21 protein-coding genes are annotated in these 20,956 nt (G+C 67.1%); 13 read left to right on the forward strand and 8 right to left on the reverse strand.

The genetic code is table 11. The features are described 5' to 3' along the window. Positions 1–210: 210 nt before the first annotated feature. The 6 genes from rpsA to lhpI all read left to right on the forward strand — a co-directional run bounded on the left by rpsA (position 211) and on the right by lhpI (position 6,139). The gene (gene rpsA, locus AC1RMY_RS24000) at positions 211–1,914 is read left to right on the forward strand and encodes a 30S ribosomal protein S1 (protein ID WP_492868882.1); all 1,704 of its coding nucleotides are present in this window, start codon (positions 211–213) and stop codon (positions 1,912–1,914) included. Positions 1,915–2,052: 138 nt separating this feature from the next. Continuing rightward, on the forward strand, positions 2,053–3,342 hold the full coding sequence (locus AC1RMY_RS24005) for an Hsp70 family protein (RefSeq protein WP_492868884.1): 1,290 nt from the start codon (positions 2,053–2,055) through the stop codon (positions 3,340–3,342). A 131-nt stretch (positions 3,343–3,473) separates the two neighbouring features. Beyond that, positions 3,474–4,442: a signal peptide peptidase SppA gene (sppA, locus tag AC1RMY_RS24010; RefSeq protein WP_492868886.1), complete on the forward strand. Its 969-nt coding sequence runs from the start codon at positions 3,474–3,476 to the stop codon at positions 4,440–4,442. 28 nt (positions 4,443–4,470) lie between these two features. Then, complete coding sequence (gene ihfB / locus AC1RMY_RS24015; RefSeq protein ID WP_327530008.1) at positions 4,471–4,755, forward strand: integration host factor subunit beta; 285 nt, start codon at positions 4,471–4,473, stop codon at positions 4,753–4,755. Positions 4,756–4,850: 95 nt separating this feature from the next. Then, the gene (locus AC1RMY_RS24020) at positions 4,851–5,189 is read left to right on the forward strand and encodes a LapA family protein (protein WP_492868888.1); all 339 of its coding nucleotides are present in this window, start codon (positions 4,851–4,853) and stop codon (positions 5,187–5,189) included. Beyond that, entirely contained in the window at positions 5,189–6,139 is a 951-nt protein-coding gene (gene lhpI / locus AC1RMY_RS24025; protein WP_492868890.1) for a bifunctional Delta(1)-pyrroline-2-carboxylate/Delta(1)-piperideine-2-carboxylate reductase, read from the forward strand. The genes AC1RMY_RS24020 and lhpI overlap by 1 nt, the downstream gene beginning before the upstream one ends. A 38-nt stretch (positions 6,140–6,177) precedes the next feature. Here the strand turns inward: lhpI and AC1RMY_RS24030 are convergent, their stop codons facing one another. Beyond that, positions 6,178–6,351 carry a DUF3309 family protein gene (locus AC1RMY_RS24030; RefSeq protein WP_327530005.1) on the reverse strand — a complete coding sequence of 58 codons (174 nt, stop codon included), beginning with the start codon at positions 6,349–6,351 and terminating at the stop codon, positions 6,178–6,180. A 103-nt stretch (positions 6,352–6,454) separates the two neighbouring features. After that, positions 6,455–7,438: a tripartite tricarboxylate transporter substrate binding protein gene (locus tag AC1RMY_RS24035; protein ID WP_492868893.1), complete on the reverse strand. Its 984-nt coding sequence runs from the start codon at positions 7,436–7,438 to the stop codon at positions 6,455–6,457. 148 nt (positions 7,439–7,586) lie between these two features. Between AC1RMY_RS24035 and mepA the strand changes: the two genes are divergently transcribed. Then, complete coding sequence (gene mepA / locus AC1RMY_RS24040; protein ID WP_492868894.1) at positions 7,587–8,534, forward strand: penicillin-insensitive murein endopeptidase; 948 nt, start codon at positions 7,587–7,589, stop codon at positions 8,532–8,534. 7 nt (positions 8,535–8,541) lie between these two features. Here mepA and AC1RMY_RS24045 read toward each other — a convergent pair whose 3' ends face one another. Both AC1RMY_RS24045 and AC1RMY_RS24050 read right to left on the reverse strand, forming a co-directional pair. After that, positions 8,542–9,693, reverse strand: coding sequence for an extensin-like domain-containing protein (locus AC1RMY_RS24045; protein ID WP_492868896.1), 1,152 nt, complete (start codon positions 9,691–9,693; stop codon positions 8,542–8,544). 98 nt (positions 9,694–9,791) lie between these two features. Next, positions 9,792–10,193, reverse strand: a complete 402-nt coding sequence (locus AC1RMY_RS24050; protein WP_492868898.1) for a DUF2306 domain-containing protein — start codon at positions 10,191–10,193, stop codon at positions 9,792–9,794. Positions 10,194–10,392: 199 nt separating this feature from the next. Here AC1RMY_RS24050 and AC1RMY_RS24055 point away from each other — a divergent pair, with 199 nt between their 5' ends. Then, positions 10,393–10,620, forward strand: a complete 228-nt coding sequence (locus AC1RMY_RS24055; RefSeq protein WP_492868900.1) for a DUF2798 domain-containing protein — start codon at positions 10,393–10,395, stop codon at positions 10,618–10,620. An 18-nt stretch (positions 10,621–10,638) separates the two neighbouring features. Continuing rightward, a complete protein-coding gene (locus tag AC1RMY_RS24060; protein ID WP_492868902.1) occupies positions 10,639–11,883 on the forward strand; it encodes an amidase in 1,245 nt (414 codons plus the stop codon). A 336-nt stretch (positions 11,884–12,219) separates the two neighbouring features. On the opposite strand, the gene AC1RMY_RS24065 is transcribed toward AC1RMY_RS24060, so the two are convergent. Next, positions 12,220–12,555 (reverse strand): hypothetical protein, encoded by a 336-nt coding sequence (locus AC1RMY_RS24065; protein ID WP_492868904.1) that lies wholly within the window; start codon positions 12,553–12,555, stop codon positions 12,220–12,222. Positions 12,556–12,753: 198 nt separating this feature from the next. On the opposite strand from AC1RMY_RS24065, the gene AC1RMY_RS24070 reads away from it, so the two are divergent. The 3 genes from AC1RMY_RS24070 to AC1RMY_RS24080 all read left to right on the forward strand — a co-directional run bounded on the left by AC1RMY_RS24070 (position 12,754) and on the right by AC1RMY_RS24080 (position 15,394). Further along, complete coding sequence (locus AC1RMY_RS24070) at positions 12,754–13,737, forward strand: Tim44 domain-containing protein (protein ID WP_492868906.1); 984 nt, start codon at positions 12,754–12,756, stop codon at positions 13,735–13,737. A 216-nt stretch (positions 13,738–13,953) separates the two neighbouring features. Then, a complete protein-coding gene (gene dapB, locus AC1RMY_RS24075) occupies positions 13,954–14,760 on the forward strand; it encodes a 4-hydroxy-tetrahydrodipicolinate reductase (RefSeq protein ID WP_492868965.1) in 807 nt (268 codons plus the stop codon). A 10-nt stretch (positions 14,761–14,770) separates the two neighbouring features. Further along, a complete protein-coding gene (locus tag AC1RMY_RS24080) occupies positions 14,771–15,394 on the forward strand; it encodes an alpha-ketoglutarate-dependent dioxygenase AlkB family protein (protein WP_492868908.1) in 624 nt (207 codons plus the stop codon). A gap of 18 nt (positions 15,395–15,412) precedes the next feature. Here AC1RMY_RS24080 and AC1RMY_RS24085 read toward each other — a convergent pair whose 3' ends face one another. From AC1RMY_RS24085 to AC1RMY_RS24095, 3 genes are all read right to left on the reverse strand, one after another. Further along, a complete protein-coding gene (locus AC1RMY_RS24085; protein ID WP_492868910.1) occupies positions 15,413–16,033 on the reverse strand; it encodes a trimeric intracellular cation channel family protein in 621 nt (206 codons plus the stop codon). A gap of 64 nt (positions 16,034–16,097) precedes the next feature. Next, positions 16,098–16,700: a nucleotide exchange factor GrpE gene (gene grpE, locus AC1RMY_RS24090; RefSeq protein ID WP_492868912.1), complete on the reverse strand. Its 603-nt coding sequence runs from the start codon at positions 16,698–16,700 to the stop codon at positions 16,098–16,100. 149 nt (positions 16,701–16,849) lie between these two features. After that, entirely contained in the window at positions 16,850–19,615 is a 2,766-nt protein-coding gene (locus AC1RMY_RS24095) for a [protein-PII] uridylyltransferase (protein ID WP_492868967.1), read from the reverse strand. A 331-nt stretch (positions 19,616–19,946) separates the two neighbouring features. Between AC1RMY_RS24095 and AC1RMY_RS24100 the strand changes: the two genes are divergently transcribed. Continuing rightward, on the forward strand, positions 19,947–20,912 hold the full coding sequence (locus AC1RMY_RS24100; protein WP_492868914.1) for an aliphatic sulfonate ABC transporter substrate-binding protein: 966 nt from the start codon (positions 19,947–19,949) through the stop codon (positions 20,910–20,912). Positions 20,913–20,956 lie beyond the last annotated feature (44 nt).

Raw genomic sequence — 20,956 nt, forward strand, 5'->3', positions numbered from 1 at the left:
CTGCTCCCGTTTCGTGCTTGGCGCGTATCGTTCGGATGCGGATGTGGAGCCGGCGGCCTAGCGCCGTTCGCCTTGCCCGGCGCCGTAAGGCGTGGGTCTGGCGACAAGCCTCGTGGAGAGGCGCCGACGGCAGCATCCGGCCTGCAACACCAACCCAATCGGGCGCTTGCCGGACATCCGCGGGATACGTGGCCGGCGTCAGGAGAATACATGTCAGCTGTAGAAAGCTATGCGGGCCGCGAGGATTTCGCCGCCCTTCTCGAGGAATCCTTCGGCCAGAACGAAGCCCTCGAAGGTTCCGTCATCAAGGGCCTCGTCGTCGCCATCGAAAAGGACATGGCGATCATCGATGTCGGCCTGAAGACGGAAGGGCGCGTCGCGCTCAAGGAATTCAACGGCCCCGGCCGTGACCAGGACATCAAGGTCGGCGACGAGGTCGAGGTCTATCTGGACCGGATCGAAAACGCGCTCGGCGAAGCCGTCATCTCGCGCGACAAGGCTCGCCGCGAGGAGAGCTGGGTCAAGCTCGAGAAGGCCTTCGAGGCTCGCGAGAAGGTCTCGGGCGTCATCTTCAACACCGTCAAGGGTGGTTACACCGTCGATCTCGACGGCGCCGTGGCCTTCCTGCCGCGTTCGCAGGTCGACATCCGTCCGATCCGCGACGTCGGCCCGCTGATGGGCCAGCCGCAGCCCTTCGAGATCCTCAAGATGGATCGCCGCCGCGGCAACATCGTCGTGTCGCGCCGCACGGTCCTCGAAGAGACCCGCGCCGAGGCTCGCTCCGAGCTGGTCGCCTCGCTCGAAGAGGGCCAGGTCATCGACGGCGTCGTCAAGAACATCACCGAATATGGTGCGTTCGTTGACCTCGGCGGCATCGACGGCCTGCTGCACGTCACCGACATGGCCTGGCGCCGCGTGAACCACCCGTCCGAGGTCGTAACCATCGGCCAGACGGTCAAGGTCAAGATCATCAAGATCAACCAGGACACGCACCGCATCTCGCTCGGCATCAAGCAGCTGCTGGCCGATCCGTGGGATGGCATCGCCGCCCGTTACCCCGTCGGTGCGCGCCTCAAGGGTCGCGTCACCAACATCACGGACTACGGCGCCTTCGTCGAAGTGGAGCCGGGCATCGAAGGCCTCATCCACGTCTCCGAGATGTCCTGGACCAAGAAGAACGTCCACCCCGGCAAGATCGTCTCGACCTCTCAGGAAGTCGACGTTGCGATCCTCGAGGTCGACCAGGTCAAGCGCCGTATCTCGCTCGGCCTCAAGCAGACCCTCCGCAATCCGTGGGAGGTCTTCGCCGAGCAGCACCCTAGCGGCTCGATCGTTGAGGGCGAGGTCAAGAACAAGACCGAGTTCGGCCTGTTCCTGGGCCTCGAAGGCGACATCGACGGCATGATCCATCTCTCGGATCTCGACTGGAACCGTCCGGGCGAGCAGGTCATCGAGGAATACAAGAAGGGCGACATGCTGCAGGCTGTCGTTCTCGATGTGGACGTCGAGAAGGAGCGTATCTCGCTCGGCCTGAAGCAGCTCGGCGGCGATCCCTTCGTGGATGCCGGCGAGTTCAAGAAGGGCCAGGTCGTCACCTGTGAGGTGATCGAGGTCAAGGAAGCCGGTCTCGACGTCAAGATCGCCGGCACCGACATGACCACCTTCATCAAGCGCGCCGAAATCGCGCGCGACCGTTCCGAGCAGCGCCCCGAGCGCTTCGCGGCCGGCGAGAAGGTCGATGCCCGCGTCATCCTGTTCGACAAGAAGGCGCGCAAGATCCAGGTCTCGATCAAGGCCCTGGAGATGGCCGAGGAGAAGGAGGCAATGGCTCAGTTCGGCTCCGCCGACTCCGGCGCCTCGCTCGGCGACATCCTGGGCGCCGCCCTCAAGAAGGCGACGACCGAGAAGAAGTGAGGTTTCGGCCGCCTCGGCGGCCGGATATCCAAGACAGCCCGCGCGGAGAAATCCGCGCGGGCTTTTGTTTCGGCAGATACCTCTGCCTTCATTCTGATGAGGGCAGCGGGGATGGGCACCAAAAAGAAAGCGAACACCATGACCACCGCGGCGATCGGCATCGATTTCGGCACCACCAACAGCGTCGTCGCGCTGGCCAATGCCAATGGCTCGGTCACGACCCGTTCCTTCGCCACGAAGCAGGGCGCGGTCGATGCCTATCGCTCGGCGCTGATGTTCTGGCGCGAGGGGCGCCCGCCGCAGACATCGATCGCCCATGTCAGCGGTCCCGATGCGCTCGACATGGCCTTGGGCATGACGACCGAGCACCGCTTCCTGCAATCGCTCAAGACCCATCTCTCCAGCCGCGCCTTCCAGGAGACGCGGCTCTTTGGCAAGCTCTTCAAGCTCGAGGACCTGATCGGCGTCTTCCTGTCGGATCTTTCGGTCGGGCTCGACGGCCTCGCCGATACGCCGCTGGTTTCGGGGCGCCCCGTTGTCTTTGCCGGCGAGCGCCCGGACGAGGATCTGGCGCTCGGCCGGCTTCGCTCCTCCTATGCGAAGGCGGGCATGCCGCAGGTCGATTTCGCCTATGAGCCGCTCGGCGCCGCCTACTGGTACGCCCGCGACCTGAAGACGCCGCAGACCATGCTGGTCGCGGATTTCGGTGGCGGCACGAGCGACTTCTCGGTGATGCGCTTCGAGCCCGGCGGGGCAGGGCGGCTGGAGGCGATCCCGCTCTCGCATTCCGGCGTCGGCGTCGCCGGAGACACCTTCGATTACCGCATCATCGAGCATGCAGTCTCGCCCCGCCTCGGCAAGGGCACGCAGTACCGCTCCTTCGAGAAACTGCTGCCGATTCCGGCGCATTATCATGCCGCCTTCGCGCAATGGCACCGGCTGTCGCTGATGAAGAGCCGCGAGACCATGACAGAGCTCAAGGCGCTGATCCGCGACGCGGTCGAGCCGGGCAAGCTCGAGGATCTGCTGACCGTGATCGAGTACGATCTCGGCTACGAACTCTATCGCGCGGTCTCCGCCGCCAAGATCGCGCTTTCGGGGGCGGACGAGACCATCCTGCGCTTCAACCAGATGGATGTCGCGATCGAACGCAAGATCACCCGCGCCGATTTCGATGGCTGGATCGCGGGCGACGTCGGCGCGATCGAAACCGAGCTCGACAAGGCGCTGGCCGAGGCCGGGGTCGCGGCCGGATCGATCGAAGCCGTGTTCATGACCGGTGGCACCTCGCATGTGCCGGCCGTGCGGGCGCTGTTCGACCGTCGTTTCGGCGCTGGGCGCATCCATATCGGCGATGCCTTCCGTTCGGTCGCGAGCGGGCTCGCGCTTCTGGCGCTCGACAGGACACGCGCCAGCGTCGCGGCCTGAATGCCGTGCTTTGCCTTGCTCCTGCTCCGTCGCGAGGCTAAACCACGGGCCCCGGAGCATGGTGCCGAAGACGAGCCTTCGTTTTTGGGCTTCGTCATGATCTTTTGCTCTGAGCCGTCAGGAGCGCCCAGATGTCGTCTGATGCCGATCTGCTCGCGGACCGCCGCAATCTGCGCCGCAAGGTCACGCTCTGGCGCCTTCTTGCCGCGGTCGGCGTTCTCGGTGCGGCTGTGGTCGCGGGCCTGGCCTGGACGGGGCGGACACCGGGCTCGCTCAGCCAAGCCCATATCGCCCGCGTCACCATCTCCGGCTTCATCTCCGGCGACCGCCGCACGCTCGAACTGGTTAAGTCGCTCGAGGACAGCCGCGCCGCTGCCGTGCTGGTCCGGGTCGACAGCCCCGGCGGAACCGTCAGCGGCTCCGAGGCGCTCTACGACGCCCTGCGCAGGCTCGCCGCGAAGAAGCCGATGGTTACCGTCGTCGATGGGCTCGCGGCCTCCGGCGGCTACATCGCCGCGATCGGCTCGGATCGGATCGTCGCTCGCCAGACCTCGCTCGTGGGCTCGATCGGCGTACTCTTCCAGATCCCGAATGTCGCCCAGCTCCTGGGCACCGTCGGTGTGAAGGTCGAGGAGATCAAGTCGAGCCCGCTCAAGGCCGCGCCGAACGGCTTCGAGCCGACCTCGCCGGAGGCGCGCGCGGCGCTCCAGCGCGTCGTCGACGACAATTACGAATGGTTCAAGCGGCTGGTGCGCGAGCGCCGCAAGCTGGGCGAGCCCGAGATCGCGGTCGTCTCCGACGGTCGCGTCCATAGCGGCCGGCAGGCCGCCGCGCTCAAGCTGGTCGACGAGATCGGCGGTGAGCCGGAGGCGATTGCCTGGCTCGAACGCGAGAAGGGCGTCGCGAAGGGTTTGCGCGTGCGCGACTGGCGTCGCCAGAGCGAATCCTCGTCCTACGGGCTGTGGAGCGCAGGCGAGGCGATGGCCCGCGCCGCCGGGCTCGACAGCCTCGCCGCGATCCTGGCCCGCGCCGCCGATCAACCGCTTGGTTTGCGGCTTGACGCGCCCATGGCGCTCTGGCAGCCTGCAATCGAAAAGTGATGTTGATACAAGCGGTTATATTGCAACGATGATAAAATCAGAACTCGTTCAACGCATCGCCGAGCGCAATGGCCACCTCTATCAGCGCGATATCGAGAATATCGTCACGGCGATCCTCGACGAGGTCGTCAAGGCGCTCTCACGCGGCGACAGGGTCGAGCTCAGGGGCTTCGGCGCTTTCTCGCGCAAGGCGCGCTCCGCCCGCGTCGGCCGAAACCCTCGTACGGGTGACGCGGTCGAGGTCGAGGAGAAATTCGTCCCCGTCTTCAAGACGGGCAAGGAACTGCGCCTCAGGCTGAACGACAAGGCGTGATCCGGGCGGCGATGGCCCCGGTCCGGCGGCGCTCTCGGCGCGTCCGCTCTCCCTGAGCCTGCGGACTCGTCGGGAAGCTGCCGAAAGGAACAGCGATGAAATCCTTCTTCAAGGCCCTCGTCCTGGTGCCGATCGCATTGGCGATCGTGCTGTTCGCGGTCGCCAACCGTGCGCCGGTGCGGGTTTCGTTCGACCCGATCAGCCGTGATGCGCCGGTCTTCGCTTTCGACATCCCGCTCTTTGCCATCGTCCTCGCCGCGCTCGCGATCGGCGTGCTCGTCGGCGGCTTCGCGTCCTGGCTGGCTCAGGGCAAGCACCGCAAGGCGGCTCGGCGCAATCGTCGCGAGGCCGAGACGCTGCGTTCGGAGACGCAGATGCTGCGGGCGGCCGTGCCGGATTCCGCCTTGCCGGCTCTCACCAACGGGCGTGGCTGATGCGGCTCTTCGGACCTGACGAGATCAATGCCGCGCTGACCTTTCCCGCACTGATCGATACCCTCGCCGAAGCCTTCCGGGGCGAGACGATCGTGCCGCCGCGTGCGCATCACCCGATCGAGCGCCCCGGCGAGGAAGCTATCCTGCTGATCATGCCGGCCTGGAGCGCGCCGGACGCCGAGCATCCCTATATCGGCACCAAGATCGTCTCGGTCTTCTTCGGCAACGGCACGCGCAATCTGCCCGGCGTCATGGGCGCCTATCTCCTGATGAACGGCCGCACCGGCGCTCCGCTCGCGGTGATGGACGGCAATTGCCTGACCTTGTGGCGCACGGCGGCAGCCTCCGCGCTGGCTTCGCGCTACATGTCGAACCCGGAAGCCTCGAAGATGCTGATGGTCGGCGCCGGCTCTCTCGCACCGTTCCTGATCAAGGCGCATCGCTCCGTCCGTCCGCTGACCGACATCGCGATCTGGGCGCGCCGCCCTGAAGCGGCCGAAGCTGTGGTCGCGGAACTGGCGAACGACGGTATCGAGGCCCGTGCCGTGATCGATATCGAGGGCGAGGCGCGCACCGCCGACATCATCTCCTGCGCCACCAATGCGACACAGCCGCTGATCCACGGCCGTTGGCTCAAGCGTGACGCCCATCTCGATCTCGTCGGCGCCTTCACGATGCAGATGCGGGAAGCGGATGCCGATGCGCTCGAACGCGCCCGCGTCGTCGTCGATTCCGAGAAGGCGATCGACGAAGGCGGGGATGTCGCCATCGGCATTGACGAGGGCAATTATTCCGCCGAGCGGATCGCCGGGACCTTGACCGATCTCTGCCATGGCCGGATCGCGGGCCGGTCGGAGGAAGGCGAGATCACCCTGTTCAAATCGGTCGGGGTCTCGCTGGAGGATCTGGCGGCTGCGATCGCGGTCTGGGAAAGCCGCTCTCTCGCCTGAGGACCGCGCGCGGCCCTCAGGCGGGGACGCCGTCGGCGTCAGACGCGCACCGGCGCACCGCCCAGCGCGCCGAGGAACCACAGCACCAGCACGATGACGAGGGCGAGACCCAGCACACCGCCGAGGCCGGTCGCGCCATAGGAGCGGTGGCCATAATAGCCGCCGCCGCCGAGCAACAGGATGACCAGGAGAACGATGACGAGTGTGGACATGGCGAAATCCCTCTGAACTCTGCGATGCGATATCGATGCGACAGGTTGCAGAGGGGAACGCCGGCTGCGCGCGGCAGGTTCCGCGCGCCGGATCGCCGCGACGCTAGTCGGCCTTCACGCCGATTTCCTTGATCAGGTCGCCCCACTTCTTCATCTCGGTTTGAAGGTAGGCCCCGAGTTCGGCCGGCGTGCCGCCGACCGGTTCGGCCGCGAGCAGGTCCATCTTGGCGCGCAGCGCCGGGTCGGCGAGCCCGGCCTTGGTGTCGGCCTGGATCTTGTCGATGATCGCCTGCGGCGTTTTCGCCGGCGCGAACAGCGCGAACCAGGAGGAAACGTCGAAACCCGGTACCGTCTCCGCGATCGGTGCGAATTCGGGTGCGGCGGCCGAGCGCTTGGCGGTGGTGATTCCCAGCCCGCGGATCGAACCGGCCCGCACATGCGGCAGCGCTTGGGTGATGTTGTCGAAGATCACGTCGATGCGCCCGCCGATCAGGTCCTGCGTCGCCTGGGCCGTGCCGCGATAGGGCACATGCACCATCTTCGTGCCGGTCAGCTTCTGGAAATACTCGCCGGAGAGATGGACCGAAGTGCCGATGCCCGACGAGCCGTAGCTGAGCTTGCCGGGATTGGCCTTCGCATAGGCGACGAGCTCGGCGACCGATTTCACCGGCAGGTCCTTGTTGACGACGAGCAGGTTCGGCACCAGCGCAACCATCGTGATCGGTGCCAGATCCTTGACCGGGTCGTAGTTCAGCTTGGCGTAGAGATACTGGTTTGTGGCCATGCCGACCGAGACGATCAGCAGGGTGTCGCCGTTCGGTTCGGCCTTGGCGACGGCATCGGTTCCGATATTGCCGCCGGCGCCGGCCCGGTTCTCGACGACGAAATTGGTGCCCCATGTCTGGCCGAGCTTGTCGGCGACGAGGCGGCCCAGCACATCGGTTGCCCCCGCCGGCGGGAAGGGCACGACGAGCTTCAACGTGCGGCCCTGCGGCCAGGGCGCCTGCGCGAAAGCCGCTCCCGATGTCGCCGCGGTCGCGCCAAGGCCGCCCAGCAGGGCCCGGCGGTCGATCCTGAAATCGGTCATTGGTAGCTTGTCCTTCCCCGGTCGATCCGGAGCTTCAGCATCCGGTTTTGGTTCGTGCCGAGGCTGCAATCTCGGCGTCGGCTTGTCCATCGGCAAATCGTCGTTTCGACGCTTGACCTTTGTCGCCGGTCGGGCCGATTCTGCCGTGATGTTCGCCCTGAATCGCCGAATCCTCGCCGCCTCGGCGCTCCTGATCGCTGCACTCCTGCCCGCAGCGCTGCGGGCGCAATCGACTGCGGAGGAAGAGGCGAAGCGCCGCGCCGCCAATATCGCGGCCTTTCCGGAGGCCGCCCGCGCTCTCTTCGGCCAGAAGACGGCGCCAGCCAGCATGCAGGCGCGCGCGATCGGCTCCTATGCGCGCGGCTGCCTCGCCGGGGCGACCGCCTTGCCGGTCGACGGGCCGAGCTGGCAGGTGATGCGGCTCAACCGCAACCGCAACTGGGGCCACCCGGCGCTGATCGACTATCTCGAGGAATTCGCTCGCGAGACCCCGAAGATCAATGGCTGGCCGGGCCTGCTCGTCGGCGATATCTCGCAGCCGCGCGGAGGGCCGATGCTGACCGGCCACGCCTCGCACCAGATCGGCCTCGACGCCGATGTCTGGCTGACGCCGATGCCGCGCACCCGCCTCGACAGCGAAGCGCGCGAGAACATGCCGGCGGTCAACATGGCCCGGGCCGACTGGCGCGACGTCGATCCGAAGCACTGGACGCCAGCCCATACCAAGCTGATCAAGGCCGCGGCCAGCGAGCCGAGGGTCGAACGCATCTTCGTCAATCCGGCCCTCAAGGTCGCGCTCTGCCGAGAGGCCGGAGCGGACCGCGCATGGCTGAGCAAGGTCCGGCCGATGTGGGGCCACAACTACCACTTCCACATCCGCATGAGCTGCCCGGCCGGGATGGCGAGTTGCAGCGGTCAGGAGCCGCCGAATTTCGGCGACGGCTGCGGCGAGGAGCTCTCGGGCTGGATCGAGCGCCAGCGCGCCGCGATCTTCGCGCCGCCCAAGCCGCCGCCGAAGACCCCGCCGAAGCCGAAGCCACCGATGTCGCTCGACGCCCTGCCGCCGGAATGCCGGCAGGTGCTGGTTTCCCGTTGAGCGAACGTCAGCGGCGCAGCGCGGCGCCGCCCCCGCGATAGGCGAAGGGGTCGCGCTGCGGCGTGATCGCGGGCTGGGCCTGATCGTAGCCCTCCTGATCGAGCACGCCGGTGCCCTCGTCGTCGCCGACGATCATCTCTTCCGTCGGCGGCACCGAACCCGGCAGCATCAGCGGGCCGCGCTGCTCGCTCGGCAGCGATTGCGGCTGGTACTGGCCGCCGGTGGAGCGGTTCGCACGCGGCGGGTTGAGCGGCCGGTTATCGTACTCCTCGAGGAAGCGGCGCTGGGCCTCCAGCCCTTGTCCGGCATGGTTTGCCACCGGATAGGCTCCGGAACTGGCGACCGCGCCGGGTGGGCGCATGCCGCCGCTGGGCTGGCGCAGCAGCGCGCCGCCAGCGACGACGGCCGGAGCCGTGTCGCGCAGTTTCGGCTGCGCCATCGAATAGGGCCGTGCCGGGTCCGGCGGCGGCAGGTTGTGGTTCGGCGTGTATTTGATGATCGGCTTGCAGATCTGGCGGCCCTTGGAATGGCGCGCGAGGTCGATGTGGAAATGATCGTAGTGGAACATGTCCGCGCCCGGCCCGAGCACGGTCGAGAAATGCTCGCAGGCGCCGACGAAGATTTCGCGCAGGAAGTTCTGCTCCTCCGGCGAGCCGCGCCAGCCATCCTTGACGGTGACGTTGCGCCCGTCGTTCAGCCGGAAGGAGAACACGTCGACGGCGTTGCCATAGGCGTGCTCGGAGGTGCGGCTGGTGCCGCTGCCGTTGTTCATCGCGCGGCAGGAATAGGAGCCCGCCCGGATCTCGATCACCTGCGCGCCGAGCACGTTCATCGCCGCTGGCTGCACCACCTCGGCGAGCCATTTGTCGGTGGTCGCGACGATGGGGCAGGACAGCGTGGCGTTGCTGGTCAGGCCGATGCCGCCATTGGCGAAGGCCGAGACCTTCAGCGGCTTCTCCATGCCGCAGGTGCCGGGGCCGTCGATAGGCTTCTCGCGCAGGCTGACATAGGCGGAGAACTGCACCTGGCGCGAGGACAGGCAGGCGGCCTCCGCTTGGTCGCGCCAGGCGGCGCGCTGCGGTTTCTGGAATTTGCCGCAGCCAGCAAGGCCTGAGCCGAGCAGGCCGAGAGCAATGAGGGCGAGGTGAACGCGTCGCATGTCCGATCAAATGCGACCCGTTTCGTGAACGGTTTCTCAACCGGGTGAGCCCGCGGCGACACAGCCGGATTAACTTTGGCGCAGCGGTTAACGACCGCTTAACGGGCCTCTGCGGGCTGTCCGAACGTCACTTGGTTCATCAGCCGGCCGGGCGCCAGGGTGAAGGCGCCGGCGATCGCCAGCCCCGCAAAGAGGCCGATCATCGCGCCTTTATGGGTTGTGATATTGCCGCGGCGCCGCGCGATCACCGCGCGCGGCAGGGTGACGAGGGCGAGCAGCGTCAGCAGGTGGATGGCGCTGAAATGCCCGTCCCGCATGATGAAGAGCGAGCTCAGTGCCACGATCGCCATGGCGGGCACGAAGACCCAGCCGATGCTGCGATGCAGCTTCGTGCCCTTGGGCAAGGCCATCACCGCAATCCCGGCGATCAGCGCCGCCAGCGCGGCCCCGACATGGATCTGAATGACGGGCGAGGCTGCGGCCAGTGGCGTGAAGGTCATCGTCGGATGGTCCGTGAAATGTAAATATCATTCACATTGCGGTACCGGTTGCCGAAACGTCAAGTGCGCGGCGCGCCATGCCTGACTGCGAGCCCCGATGGGCGCATCCCTGCATGATCCAAACGTCACTGGTGCCACGGGTTTTCTACATGCGACAGAGCGGCAAGGGGTTTCCGCTTCTGCGAGAGGACATCGGCTCATGACCGGCAAGGCGCGTTTCATCTTTCCGATCCTGATGGCCGGCATCATGGCCTTCCTGATGACCGCGCTGGTGACCTGGCTCAATCTCGGCATGCCGCCCGATTTCGTCCGGCACTGGCTGGCGGCTTTCGCCGTCGCCTGGCCCTGCGCCGCCGGCGCGGCCTTCATCGCCATTCCCATCGCGCGTCGCGCAACGGGGCTGATCGTCCGCGTCATCGGCGAGTGAGATCCTGAGGAGAACGAGATGCAGAGCCTGCGCGACATCCTGAACCGCATCGAGCGCGGCGAGACGACACCGGCGGAAGCGCTGGCCGCCAGCGCCGCACGCATCGCGGAGGGCGAGCCGCAGATCAAGGCTTTCGCCAGCCGGCCGGACGCGTTGCTGCCGGGCAAGGGGCCGCTCTCCGGGATCGCCTGCGGCGTCAAGGACATCATCGACACCGCCGATCTGCCGACTGCCATGGGCTCCTCGATCTATGAGGGCTGGCGGCCCCGCGCCGATGCGCCGATCGTCATGGCGCTGAAGGCGGCCGGCGCGACCCTGGCCGGCAAGACCCACACCACGGCCTTCGCCTTTCTCGATCCGGCGCCGACGCGCAATCCGCACGACCTGACCGCGAGCCCCGGGGGCTCGTCGGCGGGGTCGGCAGCGGCGGTCGCTGCAGGGATGATCCCGCTCGCACTGGGCACCCAGACCGGCGGATCGGTGCTCCGACCTGCCGCCTATTGTGGCGTCGCGGCGATCAAGCCCTCCTACGCGCTCCTGCCTACCGTCGGGGTGAAGCCCTTCTCCTGGTCGCTCGACACGCTTGGCCTGATGGCTGCGAGTGCGGACGATGTTGGTGTCGCCTTGGCGGCGATCTCGGGCCGTCCGGAAATGGATGCCACCGCCGCCAGCCTGTCGGGGTTGCGCATCGGCGTCCACCGTCAGGCCTATGCCGGCGCGCCCGAGCCGGCTTCGGCGGCGGCGTTGCAGCGCTTCGAGGCGCTAGCCGGTGCTGCAGGCGCCGTGCTCGTCCCGCTCGACGGTCCGGCGGCGCTGGCGGAGGCCTTCCAGGCTCACGGCCCGCTGCAGGACTACGAGGCGACGCAGGCGCTTGCCTGGGAATACGCTGTTCATCGCGACGCGCTGCCGCCGAAGCTGCGCGCCTATCTCGACGCCGCGCGTGCCACCACGCCGGAGCAGTATGACGAGGCGCGCCGCCTGTCGCGCCGGGGCCGCGACGCGGCCCGCGCCTTCTTCGCCGAAGTCGACGTCGTCGTGACCTATGCCGCCCCAGGCGAGGCGCCCGATACGCTGGGATCGACCGGGGACTCCCGCTTCAACCGGCTCTGGACGCTACTCGGCGTACCCTGCGTGACGGTGCCGCTGATGCAGGGCGCGCGCGGCCTTCCGGCCACCATTCAGATCATTGCAGGGTTCGGCGACGATCATCATGTCCTCGCTGTGGCGAAGGGGTTTGAAAAGCTTGTCGCGGCAGGCGTATAGACGCGCTTATCCCCAAAACTCTTCAATGGTTTAACCATTGTTTAGGGATACTCTTGGCTTCGCCGCGATCGCGCCACGCTCCTGCCCCCTTGCAGCCGCTGCCAGTTCTGCTAGCGTTATGTCAGGTCAATGACAAAGGAGGATGTGATGAGCCTCACGCTACGTCTCGACCGATTGGTCATGGGTGCGGCATTCGCCTTCGTGATGCTGATCGTTCTGGGAGCGTTCTGACGGACGTCAATCTCAAGTCGCAGAAGACCACTGGAGCATTAAGCTACGCCGCTGGGACAACGTCCCGGCGGCGTTCGCTTTTCAGGTCATCCGCGTGACCGGCGCTCAGCTTTCCGGGCAGGGCGTCTCGGTGACCTGCCAAGACATCATGTTGATGACGCGGCCGCACTGGGCGATGCGCCGGCCCTGCGTCGTGCGGATGCAGGCGGCCGTCCCCTCCGCGATCTTGCGGCCCTCGCTCCAGCAGAAGCAGAGAGGTTCGGGCGCCTGGGCCAGCCTGGGCGGATCCAGCGCGACGGCGGGTTCGGCTGCTCGGGCGCTCGTGGCAGGCGAAGACAGGCAGGCGGCGAGCAGCGCGGCCGACAACGCGCCCCACAACACTGGGGCAGGCCAGGACGGCTTGGCTCTTGGCTCGCAAAGCGCGGGCGCAAAGGCGATCATCGTACACTCCCGCGGAACGGAAGGGGACATGCATCGGCGAGACGGCCAGTCTAGCACGCGTCGCTGCATTCGCCCAGCGGCGCTATAGTTGCAGATTATTGTTGTATCGCAATCTCTTAGTCGGCTTGACCTTGCGAATGCGTCAGTGATGGGCCATATTCCCCGGAAGAGAGCCCAAGGGGGGCTCCGGGAGGAACCATGTCTCTGATTTCGCTCGCCCGTCGTGGTCGTGTCGTTGCCGTGGTCGCAGGCGCCCTGCTTCTCGTCCCCGTGCTGGCGGAAGCGCGGCCCGGCGGTGGCAAGGGTAGCTTCGGCAGCCGTGGCTCGCGCACCGAATCCGCGCCGGCCCCGACCAGCACCGCGCCTAACGGCGCCCAGCCCTTCCAGCGCAGCGCGCAGCCTTCGCCGACGCAGGCGGCTCCCGCGGCCGGCGCTGCCGCCGCGGCCCAGGCTGCCCGGCCCTCCATGGCGCGCAACCTGATGATGGGCCTCGGCGCCGGCCTTCTCGGTGCTGGCCTGTTCGGCCTGCTGTCGGGCTCCGGCTTCTTCAGCGGTCTCGCCTCGATGGCCGGCATGCTCGGCTTCCTGCTGCAGATCGCCCTGATCGGTGGCGCGATCTGGCTGGCGCTGCGCTTCTTCCGCCGCCGTTCCGAGCCGCAACTCGCCGGCGCCGGCGCGCCGATGCCGCGCGAGATGTATCAGCCGCAGCCGGGCGCCCGCATGGGTGCCATGGGCGGTGGCCTCGGTCGCCCCGCGGCGGTGCCGCAGACCACCCCGATCGAACTCGTGGGCGAGGATTTCAACGCCTTCGAGCGTCTGCTCACCGAGGTCAACACGGCCTATTCGAACGAGGACGAGAAGGGCCTGCGCGACCGCGTCACGCCGGAGATGTTCGGCTATTTCGACGAGGACCTCACCAACAACGTCCGCAAGGGCCTGGTTGACCGCGTCTCGGACGTGAAGTTGCTGCAGGGCGACCTCTCGGAAGCCTGGCGCGAGGACAATCTCGATTACGCGACTGTCGCGATGCGCTTCAGCCTGATCAACGCGCTCTACGAGCGCTCCAGCGGCAAGGTCGTCGATGGCAGCGCCACCGTCCCGCAGGAGGTCACGGAGCACTGGACCTTCGTGCGCCCGCGCGGCGGCGCCTGGAAGCTCTCGGGTATCCAGCAGGCTGCCTGAGGCCAAGGTTCGATCGATCTATTGGAGAACGGCCGGGGCGACCCGGCCGTTTTTCGTTGCGCGGTTTCGGGTGCCTGAAGTTTCGGGTGTCCGAGGTTTCGGGTGTCGTTGCGCCGCGATCCGTCCTATAGGCGAACATCGCGGCGCTGGCGGGGTAAGGCGACGCGGCTGGCTCGATGTCATCCCCGACTGGCGGAGTGCACCCAAATGTCCGATATGCGTCTCGTCGTCGTCGGTGCCGCCGGGCGCATGGGCCGGATGCTGATCAAGGCGATCCATGAGGCGCCGGGCTGCACGCTCGCGGCCGCGATCGAGCGCCCCGGCTCGGTCTGGCTCGGCCAGGATGCCGGCGTGCTGGCCGGTCTGCCGGCGAGCGGCGTGCTGGTCGGCGACGACCCGCTGCCGGCCTTCACCATGGCCGAGGGCGTGCTGGATTTCACGACGCCGGACTCGACGGTCGCCTTCGCCGCGCTCGCGGCCCGGGCTCGCATCGCCCATATCATCGGAACCACCGGCCTCGAGCCGCAGCATCTGGCGAAGCTGGAACAGGCCGCGCGTGACACGGCGATCATCCGCTCCGGCAATATGAGCCTCGGCGTCAACCTGCTCGCCGCGCTCGTTCGCAAGGTCGCCGCGACGCTGGGCACCGATTGGGACATCGAGATCGTCGAAATGCATCATCGCATGAAGGTCGATGCGCCCTCGGGCACGGCCGTCCTGCTCGGTGAGGCGGCGGCGCAAGGGCGCCAGGCAGACCTGGCACAGCAGCGTGTCGCCGTGCGTGACGGATTCACCGGCGCGCGTGTGCCCGGCAAGATCGGCTTCGCCACGCTGCGCGGCGGCACCGTGGTCGGTGATCACAAGGTCATTTTCGCGGGCGCTGGCGAGCGGCTCGAACTCGCGCATGTCGCCGAGGATCGCAGCCTCTTCGCGCAGGGCGCAGTCAAGGCCGCGGTCTGGGGCAGGGGGCGTGAGCCGGGCCTCTATTCCATGGCCGACGTGCTCGATCTCGATTCCCTGTAAGGCGGCCGCGATGGCCCGGCTCGTCGTCGCGCCCGGCGTCGTCCACTGGCCGGGCTATCTCGCGCCGGATGCGCAGGCCGCGCTGGTCGCGGACCTGCGCGAGGTGGCCCGGCTCGCTCCCTTCTTCCATCCGCGCATGCCCAAAACGGGCAAGCCGTTTTCCGTTCGCATGACCAATTGTGGTTCGCTGGGCTGGGTCTCCGACGAGACCGGCTACCGCTACCAGCCGCTTCATCCCGTCACGGGCGAGCCCTGGCCGCCGATGCCGGACGTGCTGTTGCGGTCCTGGCGGGAGCTGGCAGATTATCCGCATGCGCCCGAGGCCTGCCTGGTCAATTTCTACGAGGCCAGCGCGAAGATGGGCCTGCATCAGGATCGTGACGAGCAGGACTTCGATGCGCCGGTGCTGTCGCTCTCGCTCGGCGACACCGCGATCTTCCGGATCGGCGGCACGCAACGCGGCGGCAAGACCCAGTCGCTGAAGCTCGCCTCGGGCGATGCGTTGCTTTTCGGCGATGAGGCGAGGCTGGCCTATCACGGCATCGACCGCATCCTCGCAGGTTCCTCGGCACTCCTGCCGCAGGGCGGGCGGATCAACCTGACGCTGAGGCGGGTCACCAGGCCCGGTGGCTGATAGCGGGCCCTCAGGCGCTCAGCGTGGCCCCTCGCCCGGCAGATGCGGAAACGACCAGCCGAGCAGGATCGAGCCGGCCCTGAGCCCGAAGCCGGCCGCGAGGCCGCCGAGCGTGACGACGGCGGGGGCGAAGCCGAAATAGGTCAGGAGCGCGGTGGCGCCTGCGCCCGCGGTCGCAGCGGTGACATAGAAGTCACGGCTCCACAGCACCATGGCACGGTCCCCGGCGAGGATGTCGCGCAGGATGCCGCCGAAGGAGGCGGTCACGGCGCCGAGCGCGATCGCCGAAAGCAGCGGGACATCTGCCGCCATTGCAATCCGAGTGCCGGAGACGGCGAAGAGCGCCATTCCAGACGCATCGGCCCAGAGCAGCACGCGCTTGGCGCTCCAGCCTTCGAGCTGGCCCGGCCGCAGATAGGCGATGAGCCAGGCGAGGAGCGCGACGGTCGCGCAGATCAGGACGTTCAGCGGCGCCTCGACCCAGCCGACTGGCCGGCCAAGCGCAAGGTCCCGCATGGTGCCGCCGCCGGTACCGGTCGTGGTCGCGAGCAGGATGAAGCCGAACGGGTCCATGCCCTTTCGGGCGGCGACGAGGGCGCCGGTCAACGCGAAGACGGCGACGCCGACGGCCTCGATCACGGCTCAGCGCATCGCGCGAAAAGGTGGGAGCCGGTCTTTCGCATGAGCCGCTCTCTCAACTCCGCTAGTGGCCCGTCGGTGCGGCGTCTTCGCCATTGGAGGCCTGCGGCTTCGGCGCGCCGGCCGAGACGCCGACCAGAGCTGGCCTCAGCACGCGCTCGCCGATCTTGTAGCCCACCTGCACGACCTTCGAGACGAGCCCCTTGGCGATCTCGGTGTCGGGCGCCTCGAACATCGCCTGGTGCAGGTTGGGGTCGAACTTCTCGCCTTGCGGGTCGATCTTGCGCACGCCGTGACGCTCCAGCGTCTTCAGCAGCTCGCGCTCGGTCAATTCGACGCCTTCGATCAGCGCGTTCAGCGCCGCATCGCCTGATTTGGCGGATTCCGGCACGTTCTCCAGGCCCCTGCGCAGATTGTCGGCCGAGCCCAGCATGTCGCGCGCGAAGCTCGTCACGGCATAGGCCTTCGCGTCGGCGACCTCGCGCTCGGTCCGGCGGCGCAGGTTTTCCATGTCGGCCAGCGTGCGCAGCAACTTGTCCTTGAGGTCGTCGCGCTCGGCCTCGATCCGGGCGAAATTGGCCTGGATGATCTCCTCGGGAGTCTGCTGGGCGGCCTCGTCGAGCGCGGGCTCGGCGTTCGGGTTTTCCGTCGCAGGGTTCTGCGTCATCGCATCATCCAATCCAAATCGAGAACCTTGCGCGAAATCGGACGAACCGGATTGCGCTGAAGCAAGGCTCTCGGCTTCATCAAAGCTCTGGTCGCGACATCGGAGCGCGACCGTGTTCCCGGCCGATATCGGGCTTATGCCGGCTTAAATCAAGCACGAGCGGGTGCCTTGCCCTTGGCTGAAGGACCCTTCTCTCCGTCTGGGCCGAAGACGTCGAGCAGGGCCTTGCGGATCGTTAGCTGGCGGGCGGTCGAGACGATCTTCGCATTGGTCAGGTCGGTGACGTAGAAAACGTCGACCGCCTTCTCGCCGAAAGTCGCGATATGCGCCGAGGCGATGTTGAGGTTGAGCTTCCCGATCGCCGTGGTCAGGTCGTAGAGCAGGCCCGGCCGGTCGAGCCCGGCGACCTCGAGCACGGTGTGGCGCGCCGACAGCACATTGTCGATGATGACCTCCGGCACGACCTGGAAGGTCTGGCCGCGAGGCGGCGGCGCCCGCCGCTGGGCGACGAGGTCGGCGATCTTGATCTCGCCCTTCAGGGCGCGCTCGATCGCTGCCGCGATGCGCTCGGCCCGGCGCAACTCGTCGTCGTCGCGCTCGAAGGCGCGCGAGACCGAGATGGTGTCGAGCACGAGCCCGTCGGTCGTCGTAAAGATCTGCGCATCGACGATGTTACCGCCGGCCGCGGCGCAGGCGCCCGTGATGATCGCGAGCAGGCGGGGGTGATCGGGGGCGAGGATGGTCAACTCGGTCACGCCGCGGAACTGGTCGGTCTCGACCAGCGTCGCGGTGGTGCGGCCTTCTTCCTCTGCCCGGCGCAGGAAGCGCGCATGCTTCTCCTGTTGGGCCACGTCGACCTTGATCCAATAGGCCGGATAGTGCCGGGCGAGATAGGCGTCGCGCGCCGCCTCGTCCCAGTCGGCGAGGCGCTCCTTCAGGCCGTCTTGCTTCTTCTCGACGCGCGCCTTGCGCTCGATCAGCGAATGGCCGCCGGCCAGCACGATCTCGGTCTCGTAATAGAGCGTGCGCAGGAGCTGGCCCTTCCAGCCGTTCCAGACGCCGGGCCCGACCGCCTTGATGTCGGCGACGGTGAGCACCAGCAAAAGCTTCAGCCGCTCCAGCGTCTGCACGGTCGCGGCGAAGCTCTCGATCGTCTTGGGGTCGCCGAGGTCGCGGCTCTGGGCCACGGTCGACATGTCCAGATGGTGCTCGACCAGCCAGGCGACCGTCTCCGTCTGGCCCTCGGTCAGTCCGAGGCGAGGCCCGAGCTTGCGGGCGATACGGGCGCCGGCGATCGAATGATCCTCGATCCGCCCCTTGGCGATGTCGTGCAGGAAGAGCGCGACGTAAAGCGCGCGACGATTGCTGATCGTCGGCATGATCTCGTTGGCGAGCGGATGCTCGGATTCGAGCACGCCGGCATCGATCTCGGCCAGGACGCCGATGGTCCGGATCAGATGCTCGTCGACCGTGTAGTGGTGATACATGTTGAACTGCATCATCGCCACGACGCGCCCGAAATCGGGTACGAACTTGCCGAGCAGCCCGGATTCATTCATCCGCCGCAGCACGGCTTCCGGCGATCGCCGCGCCGTCAGGATCTCCAGGAAGATCCGGTTGGCTTCGGGGTCGTTGCGCAGTTGCGGCGTCACCAGCCGCAGCGACTGCGTCACCAGCCGGCTCGCATCGGGATGGATGGCGAGGTCGTCGCGGCTGGCGATCTCATAGAGCCGCAGCAGGTTGACGGGATCGCGCCTGAAGGCGTCGGGGTCGATGACGTTCAGCCGCTGGCTCTTCAGCGTGAAGTCCGGGTGGCCGAGTGCCCGCACGCGTTTGCGCTTGGCAAAGGAGCCGAGCAGGCGCGAGAGCGTGGCGCGTGGCTTCTGCTGGCGGGCCTCGAGCCCGGCGCAGACGATCGCGGTCAGGTCGCCGACATCCTTGGCGACGAGGAAATACGCCTTCATGAAGCGTTCGACCGGTGCCTGTCCGCTGCGCCCCGCATAGCCGATCGCGGCCGCCACCTGTCGCTGCAGGTCGAACGAAAGCCGTTCCTCCGCCCGGCCCGTGATGAAATGTAGCCAGCAGCGCACGCGCCAGAGGAATTCCTCCGAGCGCTGGAACATCAGCAACTCCTTGCGGTCGAACAGGCCGGCCGTTTCCAGCTCGCGCACATCGTTGACGCGGTAGGCGTATTTCGCGATCCAGAACAGCGTGTTGAGGTCGCGCAGGCCGCCCTTGCCGTCTTTGACGTTGGGCTCGACGAGATAGCGCGAGCTGCCGGCGCGGCGGACGCGGGTCTCGCGCTCGGCGAGCTTGGCCTCGGTGAAGGCCGGCGCCGTGCCCTCGACCACCTCTGCGCCGAAGCGGCGGACCATGTCGTGGAAGACCAGGGCGTCGCCCGCGATGAAGCGCGCCTCCAGCAGCGCCGTGCGGATCGTCATGTCGGCGCGCGCCTCGCGCACGCAGTCGTCGACCGACCGCACGGAATGGCCGACCTTCAGCTTCAGGTCCCAGAGCGGGTAGAGCATGGCCTCGACCACGCTCTCGCCCCAGGCTGTCTGCTTGTGCGGGAACAGGAACAGGAGATCGACATCCGAGCCCGGCGCCAGGGTGCCGCGGCCATAGCCTCCGACCGCCACCACGGCGATGCGCTCGGATTGCGACGGATTCAGCGCCGGATAGAAATGCTCGGTCGCCGCGACATGCAGGCAACCGACGACGCCATCCATCACCGCCGAGAGATGCTGGGCGCAGACCAGGCCGTGGCGCGGGCGCTTGAGCAATTCGCGCGCCGAGGCGTGGCCCTGATCCAGCACCTGACGCAGCCCGCCGACGAGAAGGCTGCGGATATCGGCGGTGCTGCGGCGCTGGCCCTGTTCGAGCAGATGGTCGACGGCGCGCCGGGGACTCTCCAGCACATGGTTGAGTTCGAGCACCGGCTGATCGGCGACGGATGAGACCAAGCCTGACCTCGATTGTTTGCGTCTGTCGGCGCGGACGCCGTTATCGCTGGTTAGCATGCAAGGGGGATTCGCAAAGCGCTTTAATTAAGCAGATTTTATACGTGAAATACGAGATTCAACATCCATTAATGTGCTGTTTGACATACAGAACGATCGGACCTACAAGTCGGATACGCGCCGATTTGAGCCACCAGCTTGCGGGCGCGAAACAAGTGCAGCTAAAGCGTGGGGTACGGGTGCGTGTCCGCAGCTCGGTCCCTTCGCGCATCGAAAGGGACCTCCGATGACCATCACCCGCCGTCTCGCCGTCGCCGGCCTTGCCGCCTCGATCACCCTCGCCAGCACGCAAGCTTTCGCCCAGGCTCCCAAGGAGCTTCGGGTCGATTATGCGACCTATAATCCGGTCAGCCTCGTGCTGAAGGACAGCGGCATCCTCGAAAAGGCGTTGGCTGCCGACGGCATCGCCGTGCGCTGGGTCCAGTCCGCCGGATCCAACAAGGCGCTCGAATTCCTCAATGCCGGCTCGCTCGATTTCGGCTCGACCGCCGGTGCGGCGGCCCTGATCGGCAAGATCAACGGCAATCCGATCAAGTCGATCTATGTCTATTCGCGGCCGGAATGGACGGCGCTCGTCACCAGCGCCAAGAGCGATATCTCCAAGGTCTCGGATCTCAAGGGCAAGCGCGTCGCCGTCACACGCGGCACGGATCCGCATATCTTCCTGGTTCGTGCGCTGGCCGAGGCCAAGCTGACCGAGAAGGACGTCAAGCTCGTCCTGCTGCAGCATGCCGATGGCCGCCTCGCCTTGGAGCGCGGCGATGTCGACGCCTGGGCCGGGCTCGACCCGCTGATGGCCGCCGCCGAGGTCGAGAGCGGCGCGAAGCTGTTCCATCGCAAGGCCGAGGACAACACCTGGGGTGTGCTGAACGTCCGCGAGGCCTTCGCCAAGGACAATCCGGCGCTCGTCCGCAAGGTCCTGGCCGCCTATGAGGAGGCGCGGGCCTATTCGCTGGCCAATCCGGCCGAGCTGAAGAAGACGCTTATCACCTACACCAAGCTGTCGGACGCCGTGATCGAACGCCAGCTCACCCGCACCGAGCTGACCCATTCGGCGATCGGCCAGGCCCAGGCCGACACGATCATCGCGGCCGGGCTCGCGCTCAAGGAGGCCGGCGTCCTCCCCGCGGCGACCGATGTGAAGGCCGTGGTCGACGATCTGCTCGACCGGCGCTTCGCCGCCACCAACTGAGACGGCTCAGGCTAAGATGAGCGCGCTCGGCATCGAGACGGCGG

Source organism: Allobosea sp. GW822-FHT03F07, assembly GCF_058801345.1.